Source organism: Virgibacillus sp. LDC1 (genome assembly GCF_025792345.1).
Lineage (GTDB): Bacteria > Bacillota > Bacilli > Paenibacillales > Paenibacillaceae > Paenibacillus_AQ > Paenibacillus_AQ lautus.
Map to the genome: position 1 here is coordinate 3,458,071 of NZ_JAOXLZ010000001.1, position 15,176 is coordinate 3,473,246.

Here is a 15,176-nt window from a genome sequence, read left to right on the forward strand (position 1 = left end):
TTCCTCCTTCAATGTCACTCATGCTTATGCTTGCGAATCCATCGGCTGTTGACGTAGAAAAAGATCCGGGTCATCGGACTCTTCTTCATCAAACGTTTGGATACGGAGCGAACCAGTTGCTGCTCGCTGACTTTTGGATCGGATAAATATAACGCCAGTAACCCCTCAATGATCATACGATGAAAAGGGGTCGAGGGAATTGTTCTGACATCCTTCCGGGCCCACTCAACAATGGAAGCTATACGGTTCAGCATCGTATCGGCATCTTCGTAATAATTACAAAAGTTCAGATCGCCACCCAGCCTGTCTTCGTCTTGATCAATAAGATAATCCAGCATAATGTGGAGACTGCATACATTCGGAAAATAAGACGCATGAATGGACGAAGCATCCTCGTCATCCAGAAACGGATCGGTTGCAGCCAAGAATAGCATGAACACACCCAAGGTTGATCCACTTGCTGCCGCAAACTCATTCCACCGCAGATGCGGTGTCCGGTGAGCATGCAGGGACCACCATTCAAGCAATGCCGCTTCCCTCTTATCCGGATGGATGTGCTTGTATACCTGCAAATCGGTATACAGCCCAGCCAAATCCCTTATGTAGGGCTTTGCTGCTTCATATCCTGATAATTGACCGATGCAATCCCGGCATTTCTGCACAAGACGGAGAAGGTAACCTCCATCCTCCCTTTCGGTCCGGAGTGCGTAATAATCGGCCGGCTCAGTCTCAGGCGTAACGGCATCCAGCATCGACTGATGGAGCTGTCTGAAATCCGCTGGGTCCAGCGAAGTACTACGGTCACATAAATTATCGAGATAATCGCTAATTGTCTGGTAAGCTACAATCAATGGAATGAGAATATGCTTCTCCGGCAAATTGGCTGCGGCATACACAGCACCGCCCTGGCAGTGGAATCTTTTGTTATCTATACTGGCCAGTGCCTGCTTTCGTAGCTCCTCATCCGGAATTTGCTCAGCCTCCCGGCGCCACTTCTCCAATTCGATCCGCACTTCCGGGAGTATGAATTTGTACACCCGGCTCATCAGCCCGACCGGACTGCGCGGAACCTTACGGCTTAGCTCTTGATTATTCAATGAACTCTGCCTCCACATGGTTGTCTTTTTATCCCTATCCAAATCAAACCTATTATAATATGATCGTTCATTTTGCACAAATAACACAAATCATTGACGGCGTAGGGTAGTTGAGCGCGTCCTATTATCCATCTATCTCCATTCTGCGATATGTTATATACTAGTCGGAGCTGAATAACAGACCATGAACCTCACGAATTGCGTATATGCGCCGGGTTCATAAAAAGAACGGAGAACCCCAGCATGAAACTTCCCGCTACGAAAAGACCGGATCAGAATTGGCTGCGCGCCTTTATGTTTACGATATTTGGCACGACAGCTCTCGTCATTTCCTATTTCCCGCTATATTTCAAAGAAATCGGCTTCAGCAGCGCACAGATCGGTTATCTGTATGCCATCGGCCCGCTTATATCCATGTTCTCCAATATGATTTGGAGTTACACGAGCGACAAATACCGGACCATCAAACGCATTATGAACATTCTGATAATCGGTCAGCTTGTCACGATGCTTGTTTTGTGGCAGGTTGCAAGCTTCGGCGTTGTATTGATTACAATCAGTTTGTTTTATTTTTTCTACTATCCGGTCTATCCCCTGGCGGATACAATGGCGATCCAAACGGCACAGAGGTACGGACGCAGCTTTACCGTCATTCGCGTATTCGGCTCACTCGGCTACGCGTTCTTCGCGCTTGCTATTGGATATGCCATCGGTGCCGCGGGCGCATCGGCCACACTGGCCATCGGCATCGGAATTGGCGTGTTCACGCTGCTCTGCTCGTTTCTTCTCCGCGACGGAGTTGCTGCGAAGTCGGAGGCTGTCGAACTGGCAGCCCTCCTCAAGATATTGCGTTCCAAAGAAATATTGTGGTTCTTCGGCTGCTCGTTCTGTCTTGCCATCGCCCACCGTATGAACGAAGCCTTCCTCACGCTTACCTTATCCGACCTGGGTGCAGGCGAAGGACTCATCGGCTGGTCCTTGATGGTCTCGGCTGCCAGCGAGATCCCGATCTTCTTCCTGCTAAGCAAGTATGGCGACAAGATGAAGGAGCTTCCCCTGCTGGCTTTTGCAAGCCTGATGTTCGCGCTCCGTTTCCTGCTCATGGCCCTTGCAGCTGACCCGTTGTCCGTACTCGCGGTTCAGTCGCTTCACAGCATTACGTTCGGCGTGTTCTATGTAACCGCCGTGCGGTATGTTACCCGGATCATCCCTTGGCAGTACCGCGCGACCGGCATGGCTCTATTCGTTATCTTCTGGTCAAGCGTTTCAGGACTTCTCAGCGGAGCCTTCGGCGGTTTGCTGTTCGAAGCCGCAGGAAGACCCGCCTTCTATCAGCTCGCTGCCCTCTTGGCCTTTGTCGCTGGTCTCGGGTTTCTTTACCGGCACCTCTTTGCCAAGCCGGAGGATATGAATGTCGGCGGGATCAGCGTTTAGACTACCCGCTTGCATTTTCCTCCCTTGCTCCAAAAACAGCAAAGGCAAGTACGGACCAGATATTCATCCGTACTTGCCTTTGCTTACTGATGACAATGGCTTGACCCATTGGAACACAAAAAAGCACAGTTCTCTAAACCGAGAACTGTGCTTCATGCCTTGGTAATTCTATAAGATCTCCGTATTGGGAGCTAACTTACAGTTTTGTTACGTTGGCTGCTTGAGGACCACGGTTACCTTCAGTGATGTCGAACTCAACCGCTTGACCTTCTTCCAAACTCTTGAAGCCTTCTTCTTGAATTGCGGAGAAGTGTACGAATACATCCTCGCCACCTTCAACGGAAATGAAGCCGTAACCTTTTTCTGCGTTAAACCATTTAACTGTACCTTTCAAATGAACAACCTCCTAAAAATACCGCCATCTATGGCGAATATCCATATTATATCCCATGTTTTCTGACAATGCAATCCGTCAATTCGCCCTAAGGGGCTTTTTTTGAGCCACTATTTAACAGAAGATTATTTGCTTTTACGCCCGCGAGTGCGTTATCATTTACCCAAAAGCCTAAGTAGCAAACGGAGAATGCATATGATCAAAAAACATGAAATATACAAAAAAGACAAGTGGAACATGATGACGGTTGAAGTTCAGGGCCGGTACATCGTTCTCCGCGAAATTTCGGACCAGTGGGGTGAAGAGACCCATACCTTTATGAGTCGGCCAGCCTTGATGCACTGGGCTCAAAACCGTTTCCCCAAAGCAGATTTTGAAGGCCGGGAAGATGAGTGGAGAGACATGATGGCTGCTTTTAAGCAGGTGTAGAGCATGGATTATACGAATATCGTCATCTTCATTATCCTCGCGTTCAGTCTCGGTGCCATCATGATCATGTACCGGGATAAGATACCGCCAAGACTGAGGAAGGGGATGGCCCTGATTGCCGTCGCCTTCATCTTGTTTGCCTTTTACCTTATTGTATACAGCTTCTTGAATCTGGGTTCCTCGTAAATTTATAGGATGAAAGTGGCGGGTACGCGGCATACTATCGCTCGGATGCTTCAATTCGAGGAGGTATGATGCCATGAGAGGCGCCAAGGTGCTCTGCATTACGATTGCAATCAGCCTGATCGCTCTTTCGACTACCCGCAACGAAGTCTTATCTGAAGGAACCCGGACTCCAACTAATACCTATCATTCAAGGAGGATTTCCATGGAACAATTGTTAAAACGCGCTGATGTCCCTAAAGAGCATCAATGGAAGCTTGAAGATTTATTCGCTGACCAGAAGGCTTGGGATGCGAGCTTTGCGGAGCTTAAGAATCTTCTGAAACGCACAGCCGATTATCAAGGCAAGTTAACCAACGCAGCTTCCATCAAGGAATGCTTCGAGCTCGAAGACGAAATCTCATATCACGCCGAACGCTTATACGTATATGCCCATATGCACCATGATGAGGATACAGCAAACCCTACATATCAAGCACTGACTGCCAAAGCCAAGAAACTGAACGTGGAAGCCGGAGAAGCCCTCTCCTTCATCACACCTGAAATTCTGTCCCTGTCCGAAGCGGAACTGGATAAACTGATCGATGACCCTTCCCTCAAGGAATTCAAATTCACGCTGACCGAAATGAAACGGGAGAAAGCGCACGTTCTGTCCAAGACGGAAGAAGCGCTGCTGGCTCAAGTCGGCAACCTCTCCTCTGCGCCGCAGACCATTTTCGGCATGCTTAACAATGCGGATATGAAATTCCCGAAAATCAAAAACGAGGACGGCAAGGACGTCGAGCTCACGCACGGCAACTATATTCAATTCCTGGAAAGCCCGAACCGCGAAGTTCGCGAGCGTGCTTTCAAAGCCGTGTACGAAACCTACGGCAGGCAGAAAAACACGATCGCAGCTACGCTGAGTGCCAATGTAAACAAAAATATCTTCTATTCCCGCGTGCGCAAGTACCCTTCCGTTCTCGAAATGGCGCTCTATGGCGATAACATTCCGAAGGAAGTTTACACCAACCTGATCGACACGATTCACGAGAGCCTGCCGCTTCTCCACCGCTACATGGAGCTCCGCAAGAAGCTGCTGGGCGTGGATGAGCTTCACATGTACGATTTGTTCGCTCCGCTCGTAGAAGAGTACAAGTGGGATATTACTTACGAAGAAGCGAAGCAAATGACCAAGGAAGGTCTTACGCCGCTGGGCGAAGATTATCTGAGCAGCCTGCAAGCAGGATACGACAATGGCTGGATCGATGTATACGAGAACGAGAACAAACGGACGGGCGCGTACAGCTGGGGCGCTTACGGCACCCATCCTTATGTGCTGCTGAACCATAAAGATAACCTGAACAGCATGTTTACCCTTGCTCATGAGATGGGTCATGCGCTTCACTCTTACTATTCCGATAATGCCCTGAAATATCGCGACGCCCAGTACACCATCTTCCTGGCTGAAGTGGCATCCACCACGAACGAGGCGCTGCTGATGGATTACTTGCTGAAAAACGCCAAGGATCCGAAGCAGAAAATGTACCTGCTCACCTACTATGCCGATCAATTCCGGACAACGGTATTCCGTCAAACGATGTTTGCCGAATTCGAGAAGATTGTGCACGAACGCGCGGAGAGCGGCGAATCCCTGACGCCACAGGATCTTTCCGACATCTATTATGAGCTGAACGTGAAATATCACGGCAAAGGCATGCAGGTGGATAAGGAGATCGGCATGGAATGGGCGCGGATTCCTCATTTCTACAACAGCTTTTATGTATACAAATACGCGACCGGCTTCTCGGCTGCGACCAGCTTCTCCAAGCAAATCCTGGAGGAAGGCCAGCCTGCCGTTGACCGTTACCTCGGCTTCCTGAAGAGCGGCGGCAGCGATTACTCCATTAACATTCTCAAGAAGGCAGGCGTGGATATGTCCTCACCGGAGCCGATTCGCGAGGCGATGAGCGTGTTTGAAGACATCATCAGCCAGATGGAGCAATTGACGAAATAAACATCCACTATTGCAGGATGAGCGAATCCCAATTGACCAGTGGAATAAAATCCCTTGCCCTTTACAGGCAAGGGATTTTATACTGTTTGGAGGAAGGAGGTGTTCCCCATGAAAATTCAATGGTCGCTAATCGCAGCCTTATTGTTTGCCCTGATTACGGCTGTATTCGCCGTCATCAACGTCAATCCGGTCGCAGTCAATCTGTTATTCGGCACCGTCAATGTACCGCTGATTCTGCTGATTATCGGGTGCTCGCTGATCGGGGGACTCATTGTCGGTACATTCGGCATTTACCGTCAATATCAAATGCAGAAGGAGATCCGTTCGTTAGCGGAGCAACTTATACATATCCGTGAAGTAACGGGATACACCCCGGAAGTACAAGCTGCGGAAGAGGAAAGCAAGAAAGAACAAAAGGACGCCCCCGCTGAATAGGGAAGGTGTTCGATTGAACCAAGGAGGTTTAACAATTCGTGTCGATACAACCGAATGAAACTTATGTGCTGGACCTGCTAAAAGAACTGCTCGATACTCCGAGCCCTACGGGATATACCCAAGACATTATGAAGCGGATCGAACAGGAAGCTGCTTCGCTTGATGTTTCGCTGGAATGGAATGAAAAAGGCGGTGCCATTCTGTCCGTTCCCGGACAAGACGGCAGCCGTACGGTTGGTCTGAGCGCTCATGTGGACACACTTGGAGCGATGGTTCGTGCCGTGAAATCAGAGGGCACACTCCGCCTTACCTCCGTTGGCGGATACATGATGAACAGCATTGAGAATGAATACTGCATCATCCATACTCGCAGCGGCAAGAAATATACAGGCACCATCCTGTCTACCCATCCTTCCGTTCACGTGTACAGCGATGCACGCGATTTCAAGCGCCAGGAAGCCCATATGGAGGTCCGGATCGACGAATTGGTGGAGTCGGCCGATGATGTGAAGAAACTCGGCATCGGGGTTGGAGATTTTGTTTCCTTTGATGCCCGTCCGGTCATTACGCCAAGCGGTTACATCAAATCGCGCCATCTGGATGACAAAGCCAGTGTCGCCGCACTCTTCGGCTTGCTCGAAAGCATGAAGCGGGATAACTGGAAGCCTAAACACAATGTGAAGCTTCTCATCTCGAACTATGAAGAAGTGGGACATGGCGCTGCCTATATTCCTGCCGACATCAACGAAATGATTGCGGTCGATATGGGCTGCATCGGCGATGACCTGAGCTGCAAGGAAACCGATGTGTCCATCTGCGCGAAGGATTCTTCCGGTCCCTACGACTATGACATGACCAGCCGTTTGATCCAGCTGGCCGAAAGCGAAGGCATTGCTTATGCGGTGGATGTCTACCCTCATTACGGCTCTGACGCTTCCGCTGCGCTCTCCGCAGGCAGCAATATCAAGGCCGCGCTGATTGGTCCCGGCGTTCATGCATCCCACGCGATGGAAAGAACGCATAAACAAGCCGTTCTTAACACCGTCAAACTGCTCGCAGCTTACGTAAAGTAAATCATTCATAACCAACGTCTATCCACGTACTTGCACAAAAGACCGTCCGCGTTTGGTGGATGTTGTTCTTACGATGATCAAAATGGTTCAGACTTCGCTGAAACCTGATACTAACAAAGGGGCGTCCCGCCAAGGCATTATGCCTGGGGACACCCCTTTTGCTATTGATATGGATCGCTTGAATCATTACAATTTCTTGCTCTGTTCAATCTTCTCTGCGAGCTCGTTCAGATAGGTCCAGCGCTCCATCAGATGCTCCAGCTCACGCTCCGTTTCTTCCTGAGCCTTCATCAGCTCCTGAAGCCTGGCTGCGTCGCTGCCGGCGGTCTCCATCTCCGATTGAATGGATGCCAGCTTGCTCTCGGTATCCTCGATGAGACCGTCAATCTGCTCATACTCCCGTTGTTCTTTATAACTGAATTTCAAGCGCTCCCGCGGCGCTTCTTTAGCCGAGCTGTTGTCCGAACCTCCATTATCCCCCGACGCTGACTTGAAACTGGATGCTTCCGTCTTGCTCCCGGCAGCTTCACCGCCATGACGCTGCATCCATTCCGCATATTCGCTGTAGGAGCCAACATGGACACGAATCTGACCCTTGCCCTCAAACGCCATAATCTTGTCCACCGTTCGATCCAGGAAAAAACGATCATGGGATACTACGATACAGACGCCCGGGAACTCATCCAAATACTGTTCCAGGACGGACAATGTCTGAATGTCCAAATCATTCGTCGGTTCATCCAGCAGCAGCACATTCGGCGCGCTCATCAGCACCCGCAGCAGATACAACCGTCGCTTCTCTCCTCCGGACAGCTTCGCAATCGGCGTCCACTGCAGCGCGGGCGGGAACAGGAATCGCTCCAGCATCTGGGCCGCGGTAATCGCCGAGCCGTCCGCCGTGCGGACAACCTCCGCCTCATCCTTGATATACTCAATCACGCGCTGACTGCCATCCATCTCCTGATGCTCCTGCGTGAAATAACCGAGCTTGACCGTCGGTCCGAGCACGACTTCCCCGCCATCCGGCTGAATCCGTCCGGCAATCAGATTGAGCAGCGTGGATTTGCCGCTGCCGTTCGGGCCTACGATACCAATCCGATCCTCGGGAACGGCAATGTAGGAAAAGTCCTGAATTAACGTTTTGTCGTCAATCTTCTTCTGGAGACCTTCGATCTCCAGAATTTTGCGTCCCAAGCGGGTGGAAGCGACCGATACGTCCAGCTCACCGGAGCTGTGTACCATCTCCTGATCCTTGAGCTTCTCGAAACGCTCAATTCTCGCCTTCTGCTTGGTTGTACGGGCCTTGGCACCTCTGCGAATCCAAGCCAGCTCGCTCCGCAGCAAATTCTGGCGCTTCTGCTCGGAAGCGGCCTCACGCTCCTCGCGTTCTGCCTTCAGCTCCAGAAAACGGCTGTAATTCGCCTCATATCGGAACAGCCGTCCGTGATCCAGCTCCAGCATGACATTGGCCACCCGATCCAGAAAATACCGATCATGCGTAATCATGAGCAGCGCTCCGCGGCGCTTCTGCAAATACTGTTCCAACCAGGCGACGGATTCATTATCAATATGGTTGGTCGGCTCGTCCAATATGAGCAAATCGGAAGGCTGGATCAAAGCGGCGGCTAATGCCACCCGCTTACGCTGGCCGCCTGAGAGCGTCCCCATCTTCGCGTCATAATTCCGGATGCCCAGCTTGGACAGGATGGTTTTCGCATCGCTTTCTAGCTGCCACGCCTGCAGCGTATCGAGCGTCTGATTGAGCTTCAGCAGTTTCTGCTGCAGCTCCTCATGACTTGGATGCAGCTCCAGCAGCTCCATCGTTTCGGTGTACTCCCGCACCGCCTTCATCTCCGGAAGATCGCCCTCAAACACCTGCTGCAGGACGGTTTTGTCCGGATCAAACTCCGGGTTCTGTGCCAGGTAACGCACCCGGATGCGATTGCCCATCGATACTTTACCGGAGTCGGGCGGCTCGATCCCTGCGATGACGCGCAGAAATGTGGATTTCCCCGTGCCATTAACGCCGATAATGCCGATTTTATCCTGATCCTCCATTCCGAAGGACGCATCTTGAAACAGAATTTTGTCTCCATAACTTTTTGTTACCTGTTCGACGGTCAAAATATTCATTGTTATGATCCCTACTTACATCTATAGATTTCGTTGATTCGTTGTTTCATCGGTAAGATGGATACATTATAACGCAATAAGCACTGCAATCCCATAAGCTGCCGCGCCGCCGAGAAGTGAGCTGACCAGATTAACTGCATCGTTGGACATCCAGGCAGCGCCGCGCGTACGCACGGTATCTTCACCACAGTGATGAGATACTTCCACCGATTTACCGCACACACGGCAGCGATACATCACTTGTAAGGTCGCTCCGAGATACGAATCGGCAAAAGCTCCTACCAATCCACCCGCAAGGGCTGCAAGGACATACGGCAATATCTCTGCATTCATGCCGCTCCATCCGGCAAGCAGCCATCCGCCTGCGCCTATCAGTATGCTCCCTACCGCTGCAGCCGTGGAGCCGACCCAGGAGACGCCGCCGGATTCCCCGGCGGTCAGTACCTTGCCGTTCAGCACGGAGCGCGGAGGCTTCCGGCTAAGGCTGCCTACCTCCGTGGCCCAGGTATCCGCCGTTACCGTAGCCATCACACCTATAAACAGGAATACCCACAGATCGGACGGAAACCATGCATTTAACAGACATAGCACCATGCCGATGCCGCCATTGGCGAATACCTGGCCCGCGTCCCGCCGGCCGGTCTTGGCATAGGATTTCTCCAGGTCTGCCTTCCGCTGCTTCCCGTATCGGGAAAGCAGTGTGGACGTAATGAAAAAAAGAAGCAGGGTTCCGAACCAAAACACGTTCCCTGCTCCGTAATATATGGTACCCATCAGAATAGCGGCTGCGGCTCCGGATTCCGATAGCGATCGTTTCCTGTACGCGGCTCCTGCCACGATAAGGGCACCTGCCGCTCCGATCAGCCAATCCATCTGTGACCCCTCCCATGTTAAAGCATATCAGATTACCCGATTTCGCAGCGGCCCAGACGGACATCTCCCCAGTACAATTCGAACACGTCGCCGGATTCCGTCGGTCCTACGCCAGCCGGCGTCCCCGTGAAGATTAAATCACCCTGGCCAAGGCCATAATGCTCGCCGATGTAATCGATGATGCGCTGGAGGGAGAAGATCATATCCTTCACATTCCCGCGCTGTACCTCTTCGCCGTTCTTCCTTACGGTAAAATCCATATCCGCCAGCTTCGCGGTTCCGGGAAACGTTATGGATGGCGTAAGCGGTGCGGAAGATTTAAACGCTTTTGCCGCGGTCCAAGGATGTCCCTTCTCCTTAATGACCGACTGTACGTCACGCAGCGTGAAGTCGATGCCAAGGGCCATCGTTTTTACAAGCTCATCAACACTTTTACCTGGCGCGTAATCCTCCGCGAGCTGTATAACAAGCTCGCCTTCAAAATGAAGACTGCCGCGGTCCATCGGCAGCATCAGCACGCTGCCGTCCAGCGGAACGACGGCATGCGACGGTTTTAGAAATATCATCGGCTCTTCCGGTACGGCATTGCCGAGCTCCGCCGCATGCAATTGATAATTACGACCTACACAATAAACGTTATTCACCAGGGCACACATACATTAAAACCTCCATTTTCTTCGCCAGAATGGAACTTTGGGTGCTATTTTATTAATAAAAATCTGACCCCATGTATCGGGGCGATTCGTACAGATCATGATGGCGGGATTCATTCGAGCGAGCGATCTCATGCTCTTCGCATCATCCACCGTCCAGGCCATCGGCGTAATGCCGTTCTTCACCAAATCCGACGCGAAGGCCGCATCCAGATGGGAGTAGCCGATGGATAAAAAGGAGCATTTCATTTGCTTCAAGCGCGCTACCAAATTGCGAGGATGCGCATCGATAATAAGTCCGGTTTTCACTTCAGGATCCAATTCCTTCGCTTTGATCAAGGCTTTCGGTTCAAAGGAAGTAAGCACCACATCCGAAAGCATCCGGTGGGCATGAATCCGTTCCAAAACGGCTTTCTCAAGACCGGGATACATGTCTCCGCTCGTTTTGAGTTCGATATTAAGCTTCAATCGGCCTTTGACAAGCTGCAGGACTTCATCGAGCGAGGGTACCTGCTCTCCCCTGAATTGGCGGCCCTTCCATTCGCCGGCGTCCATCCTACGGATTTGCTGCCAGGTCAGATCCTTCACCTTGCCCTTCCCGGTCGTCGTACGATCCACGCTGAAGTCATGTATCACGACAGGGACCCCGTCCTGAGTCAGTTGCACATCAATTTCCATCCAATGCACGAAGGGTTCATCCATCGCCATCTGAATGGCTGCGCGCGTATTTTCAGGTGCTTTACCGGAGAACCCCCGGTGAGCCACACATAAATTATTCATGGTGGGACCTCCTTGATGTAACATTTAACGAATTATTCCACAGCCTTGCCTGCTATAACTTCACCATCAAGCGCTATTTTGACACCGCCGACGGATCGCTTCTCCACCTCTTTCAGCAAGTCCTCAGCTTCTTTGCCTTCAAGCGGGATGACCTGTCCGATCTCCGTACGGTAAGGCGTCAGCTTCAAGTCACAGTCTCCTTGGTTGCTGCATGATGCCTGGAATACGGCTGTTTTCCACGTATCTTCATTCGACGATTTGGTAAATATGAAATTACCTGTACTATACGCAATCCACTTGCCTTTGTACTGCTCCAATCCCTGCAGCACATGGGGGTGCCCGCCGATAATCAGGTCAGCCCCACCGTCAATGAACGCGCGTGACAGATTGATCTGATGGACATTCGGCGCCTTATGAAGCTCCTCTCCCCAATGGGCAATCACGACCACCAGATCGGCTTTGGAACGTGCCGCCTGAATCGCTTTAACCGCCTTGGGAAGCACATGATCATAAGCCCCGGCCACCCCCGGCCTGTTTTCCAGCGCGTACCAGGTCGTCTCCGGAAGCACACGGCTGAATCCAAGCAATGCAACCGTCATGCCCTGAAGCTCGAAATACTGGGGCGCGAAGGCTTCTTCCTCATTCCGTCCTGCCCCCACGTAACGGATATCATGGTCCTTCAGATGCTTCAGGGTATCCAAAAGTCCTTCTTGGCCTTGATCCAGGATGTGATTGTTAGCCAGATTAACGGCCTCTACCCCGGCATCTCGAAGGGCCGGCAATACGTCCGGCGAGGACTTGAATACGAATTTCTTATTGGCGGCGCCAACGCCTCCGTTCGTAACGGGCGTTTCCAGATTAAGAACGGTCAAATCATCCTCCAGAAATGCCGTACCCAGATGCTTGTAGGGATAATCATACCCGTGATTCTTCAGCGCATCCTCCACTTTGCCCGAAAACAAGGTATCCCCGGCAAAATGCATCACCACCCGCTTGGCGGTAGCGGAATCGGCAGGATCCTCTGCTGCGCTGCCTTCCGGCTCGGTCATATCGGAACCTGGGGGTTCGCCGGTCTCCGTCGTCTTTGGAGGCTTCGGATCCGCCCCCTCACCGTCAGCTTGTTGTCCGGAGCCTGGGCTATCCGTTCGATCCCCTTCCATGCCAAATTCCGGCATACCAGGCAGATAAGCCGTTTGCTGAACAGGATCTTCCTTAAATTTAAAATGATAGACAAGCAAAGCAGCGATCATAACAATCAGACATAAGTTAAGTATGATCCAAACCTGTCCGGTTCGCTGCTTACGGGCCTTCTTTTCGGCCTTGCTTTTCTCTGATCGTGACAGATGCATAGGTCACTCCTTTATTCCCTTATGAGCTCGCGTAATAAGTCGCTCCCCCCATTATACCAGCTTCCCTATAAAGAATAGAACCCCCCGTCGCCGGGGAGTTCATATCTAAGCATTCTATTCGAATTTCGGGTAATAACGGATTTACAGGCCTATCAAGGTGATCACGGAATCACTGAGCGCTTCCATGTAAAGCGGGTCGCTGTTCAAGGAGTCGATGCGCTCGAGCCGCATATCCATTTCTTTGGCAATGCTCTTGGCTTCAATATCCAGATCATACAGGACTTCAAGATGATCCGAGACAAAACCGACCGGCGCAACCAGCACATCCTCGACCTGCTCTTCTTTATTCAGCGTTTGCAGCGTATCCAGAATGTCCGGACCCAGCCAAGGCTCCGCCGTCCGGCCAGCGCTTTGCCATGTGAACTGCCACTGCTTGACGCCTGCCTGTTCGGCTACGGCTTTGGATGTCTCAAGCAGCTGCTCCTGGTAAGGATCTCCGATGGACAAGATGCGTTCCGGGAGGCTGTGAGCACTGAACAGCACTCTCACGCTGTCCCGGTCAGCCCCTGCTTCCTCGAACTGGTTCAGCTTGGCGGACACCCGATCGGCAAAGGCCTCGATCAGTTTCGGATGCATGTGATAGCTCTCCACAAACGAAATCTCAAGTCCCAGCTCATCCGCTTTGGCCTGAGCGCGCTTCACGTAGGATCCGATGCTCATGGTGGAGTAATGAGGAGCCAGCACAATGCCGACGGCTTCCTTAATGCCGTCCCGGACCATTTGCTCAACGCCATCTTCGATGTACGGAGCTGCGTGCTTCAGTCCCTGATAGCATACAAACTCAAGATCGATCGCGCGAGGATCCGCATTTAATGTATCCTGCAGCGTGCGTACCTGCCGGTCGGTATTCTCGCGGAGTGGAAACACGCCCCCCACAATCGCCTCATAGCGGTCTGTCAGCTCCTTGAGCTGCTCCTCCGACGGCTTATTCCCGCGACGGATGTGGGTATAATAACTCTCGATTCCTTCCATGCTCTCCGGAGTGCCGTAGGACATAACCAACACGCCAATCTTGTTCTTCATACCATCTCACCTCTGACTAATAAAATATTCAACATTTAAGAGCGTTGTGCACCTGCCTGCAGTGCCTGAGCGGAGTATTCGTGAATATACGATGTCAACTCACGCAGTTTCTCTAGCGAAGCCTCCGGGAATAAACCGTGCCCTAGATTAAACACAAAGCCGGGCTCCTGAATCCCCTGATCGATAATCTCCTTCGCATACTGCTGGATGACCGGCATCGGCCCGGTCAGAACGGTCGGGTCCAAATTGCCCTGAACAGCATACTTATGCTCTAAGCGGCGGCGTCCTTCTGCAATGGACACTCTCCAATCAAGACCGATGACATCCGTTTTCAGATCCGTAAGCGTTGGCAGCAGCTCGCCTGAGCTCACGCCTGGAAAATAAATTTTCGGAACACTCAGATCCTGAAGCTCTGCAAAAATACGCTTAATGGTTGGAAGCACAAACGTTTGGAAATCCTGTGGAGACAATGCCCCCACCCAGCTGTCAAACAATTGAAACGCTTTCCCACCGTTAGCGACGTGGGCACGCAAATAAGCGATCACCATATCCCCGAGTTTGTCCATCAGCGAGAACCATACCTTCGGCTCACTGTACATGAGCTCTTTTGTTCGAAGATAGTTTTTGGATGGTCTGCCTTCGATGAGATAGCTGGCAATCGTGAACGGAGCGCCGGCAAACGTGATTAGCGGCACTTCCAGCTCCTTATCCAGGATACGGATCGTCTCCAGGACATGTCCAAGATCTCCCTCGACATCAATCGGGCGCAGTTTCTCTACATCCGCCGCAGTTCGGATCGGATTATCAATCACGGGGCCGATATTTTTCACAATATCGAAGTCTACCCCGATCGAGGCAACGGGATTCATAATATCGGAATATAAAATTGCCGCGTCCACACCAAGCTTCCGTACGGGCATCAAGGTTACCTCTGCCGCCAGCTCCGGTTGACTGCATATTTCCAGTAGGGAGTACTTTTCTTTAATCTTTCGATACTCCGGGTCGTAGCGTCCCGCTTGGCGCATGTACCATACAGGAACGTGGTTCACTTCCTGCTTGCGGCAAGCGCGGATGAATTGATCGTTATAGGTCATGATTAGGCCCCCATCAATGTGTATAAAGTTTCCTAAATTTCATTATGCCCTTTTTAAAAGTAAGTAACAACCGTCTTACATGGACATCCTATGAAAATCACATGACAATCTTATGACATTGTTAGCTTTTGGCACTTTTTAAATATGTTATACTGGAAGAACGGCATTTT

At 51.4% G+C, this 15,176-nt stretch carries 15 protein-coding genes; 6 read left to right on the top strand and 9 right to left on the bottom strand.

Translation table 11 applies throughout. The features are described 5' to 3' along the window. Positions 1-14: 14 nt before the first annotated feature. Positions 15-1,097, bottom strand: coding sequence for a tetraprenyl-beta-curcumene synthase family protein (locus tag OHJ21_RS15580; RefSeq protein ID WP_486020477.1), 1,083 nt, complete (start codon positions 1,095-1,097; stop codon positions 15-17). A gap of 243 nt (positions 1,098-1,340) precedes the next feature. Here OHJ21_RS15580 and OHJ21_RS15585 point away from each other — a divergent pair, with 243 nt between their 5' ends. Beyond that, positions 1,341-2,531, top strand: a complete 1,191-nt coding sequence (locus tag OHJ21_RS15585) for an MFS transporter (RefSeq protein WP_486020478.1) — start codon at positions 1,341-1,343, stop codon at positions 2,529-2,531. Positions 2,532-2,727: 196 nt separating this feature from the next. On the opposite strand, the gene OHJ21_RS15590 is transcribed toward OHJ21_RS15585, so the two are convergent. Next, positions 2,728-2,925, bottom strand: a complete 198-nt coding sequence (locus OHJ21_RS15590) for a cold shock domain-containing protein (RefSeq protein WP_006211711.1) — start codon at positions 2,923-2,925, stop codon at positions 2,728-2,730. 195 nt (positions 2,926-3,120) lie between these two features. On the opposite strand from OHJ21_RS15590, the gene OHJ21_RS15595 reads away from it, so the two are divergent. From OHJ21_RS15595 to OHJ21_RS15615, 5 genes are all read left to right on the top strand, one after another. Next, complete coding sequence (locus OHJ21_RS15595) at positions 3,121-3,354, top strand: hypothetical protein (RefSeq protein WP_100538495.1); 234 nt, start codon at positions 3,121-3,123, stop codon at positions 3,352-3,354. A gap of 3 nt (positions 3,355-3,357) precedes the next feature. Then, a complete protein-coding gene (locus tag OHJ21_RS15600; RefSeq protein ID WP_100538496.1) occupies positions 3,358-3,540 on the top strand; it encodes a hypothetical protein in 183 nt (60 codons plus the stop codon). Positions 3,541-3,742: 202 nt separating this feature from the next. Next, positions 3,743-5,533, top strand: a complete 1,791-nt coding sequence (gene pepF, locus OHJ21_RS15605; RefSeq protein WP_486020480.1) for an oligoendopeptidase F — start codon at positions 3,743-3,745, stop codon at positions 5,531-5,533. A gap of 108 nt (positions 5,534-5,641) precedes the next feature. Continuing rightward, positions 5,642-5,968, top strand: a complete 327-nt coding sequence (locus OHJ21_RS15610) for a LapA family protein (RefSeq protein WP_100538498.1) — start codon at positions 5,642-5,644, stop codon at positions 5,966-5,968. Positions 5,969-6,006: 38 nt separating this feature from the next. Then, positions 6,007-7,041 carry a M42 family metallopeptidase gene (locus OHJ21_RS15615; protein ID WP_486020481.1) on the top strand — a complete coding sequence of 345 codons (1,035 nt, stop codon included), beginning with the start codon at positions 6,007-6,009 and terminating at the stop codon, positions 7,039-7,041. Positions 7,042-7,227: 186 nt separating this feature from the next. On the opposite strand, the gene taeA is transcribed toward OHJ21_RS15615, so the two are convergent. The 7 genes from taeA to hemE all read right to left on the bottom strand — a co-directional run bounded on the left by taeA (position 7,228) and on the right by hemE (position 15,006). Beyond that, positions 7,228-9,174: an ABC-F type ribosomal protection protein TaeA gene (gene taeA, locus OHJ21_RS15620; RefSeq protein ID WP_326113815.1), complete on the bottom strand. Its 1,947-nt coding sequence runs from the start codon at positions 9,172-9,174 to the stop codon at positions 7,228-7,230. A gap of 66 nt (positions 9,175-9,240) precedes the next feature. Then, positions 9,241-10,047: a DUF92 domain-containing protein gene (locus OHJ21_RS15625; RefSeq protein ID WP_326113814.1), complete on the bottom strand. Its 807-nt coding sequence runs from the start codon at positions 10,045-10,047 to the stop codon at positions 9,241-9,243. 32 nt (positions 10,048-10,079) lie between these two features. Beyond that, positions 10,080-10,703 carry a fumarylacetoacetate hydrolase family protein gene (locus OHJ21_RS15630; RefSeq protein WP_486020482.1) on the bottom strand — a complete coding sequence of 208 codons (624 nt, stop codon included), beginning with the start codon at positions 10,701-10,703 and terminating at the stop codon, positions 10,080-10,082. A gap of 3 nt (positions 10,704-10,706) precedes the next feature. Then, complete coding sequence (locus OHJ21_RS15635) at positions 10,707-11,480, bottom strand: glycerophosphodiester phosphodiesterase (RefSeq protein WP_100538503.1); 774 nt, start codon at positions 11,478-11,480, stop codon at positions 10,707-10,709. A 32-nt stretch (positions 11,481-11,512) separates the two neighbouring features. Beyond that, entirely contained in the window at positions 11,513-12,829 is a 1,317-nt protein-coding gene (locus tag OHJ21_RS15640; RefSeq protein WP_486020483.1) for a CapA family protein, read from the bottom strand. A gap of 141 nt (positions 12,830-12,970) precedes the next feature. After that, complete coding sequence (gene hemH, locus OHJ21_RS15645; protein ID WP_100538505.1) at positions 12,971-13,912, bottom strand: ferrochelatase; 942 nt, start codon at positions 13,910-13,912, stop codon at positions 12,971-12,973. Positions 13,913-13,947: 35 nt separating this feature from the next. Beyond that, positions 13,948-15,006 (bottom strand): uroporphyrinogen decarboxylase, encoded by a 1,059-nt coding sequence (gene hemE, locus OHJ21_RS15650; protein ID WP_100538506.1) that lies wholly within the window; start codon positions 15,004-15,006, stop codon positions 13,948-13,950. Between the last annotated feature and the right edge of the window lie 170 nt (positions 15,007-15,176).

What these genes read in the sequence shown, in the direction of transcription:
- OHJ21_RS15585 (WP_486020478.1), top strand. Translation starts at nt 1,341, where the DNA reads ATGAAACTTCCCGCTACGAAAAGACCGGATCAGAATTGGCTGCGCGCC.
- OHJ21_RS15595 (WP_100538495.1), top strand. Translation starts at nt 3,121, where the DNA reads ATGATCAAAAAACATGAAATATACAAAAAAGACAAGTGGAACATGATG.
- OHJ21_RS15600 (WP_100538496.1), top strand. Translation starts at nt 3,358, where the DNA reads ATGGATTATACGAATATCGTCATCTTCATTATCCTCGCGTTCAGTCTC.
- pepF (WP_486020480.1), top strand. Translation starts at nt 3,743, where the DNA reads ATGGAACAATTGTTAAAACGCGCTGATGTCCCTAAAGAGCATCAATGG.
- OHJ21_RS15610 (WP_100538498.1), top strand. Translation starts at nt 5,642, where the DNA reads ATGAAAATTCAATGGTCGCTAATCGCAGCCTTATTGTTTGCCCTGATT.
- taeA (WP_326113815.1), bottom strand. Translation starts at nt 9,174, where the DNA reads ATGAATATTTTGACCGTCGAACAGGTAACAAAAAGTTATGGAGACAAA.
- OHJ21_RS15625 (WP_326113814.1), bottom strand. Translation starts at nt 10,047, where the DNA reads ATGGATTGGCTGATCGGAGCGGCAGGTGCCCTTATCGTGGCAGGAGCC.
- OHJ21_RS15630 (WP_486020482.1), bottom strand. Translation starts at nt 10,703, where the DNA reads ATGTGTGCCCTGGTGAATAACGTTTATTGTGTAGGTCGTAATTATCAA.
- OHJ21_RS15635 (WP_100538503.1), bottom strand. Translation starts at nt 11,480, where the DNA reads ATGAATAATTTATGTGTGGCTCACCGGGGGTTCTCCGGTAAAGCACCT.
- OHJ21_RS15640 (WP_486020483.1), bottom strand. Translation starts at nt 12,829, where the DNA reads ATGCATCTGTCACGATCAGAGAAAAGCAAGGCCGAAAAGAAGGCCCGT.
- hemH (WP_100538505.1), bottom strand. Translation starts at nt 13,912, where the DNA reads ATGAAGAACAAGATTGGCGTGTTGGTTATGTCCTACGGCACTCCGGAG.
- hemE (WP_100538506.1), bottom strand. Translation starts at nt 15,006, where the DNA reads ATGACCTATAACGATCAATTCATCCGCGCTTGCCGCAAGCAGGAAGTG.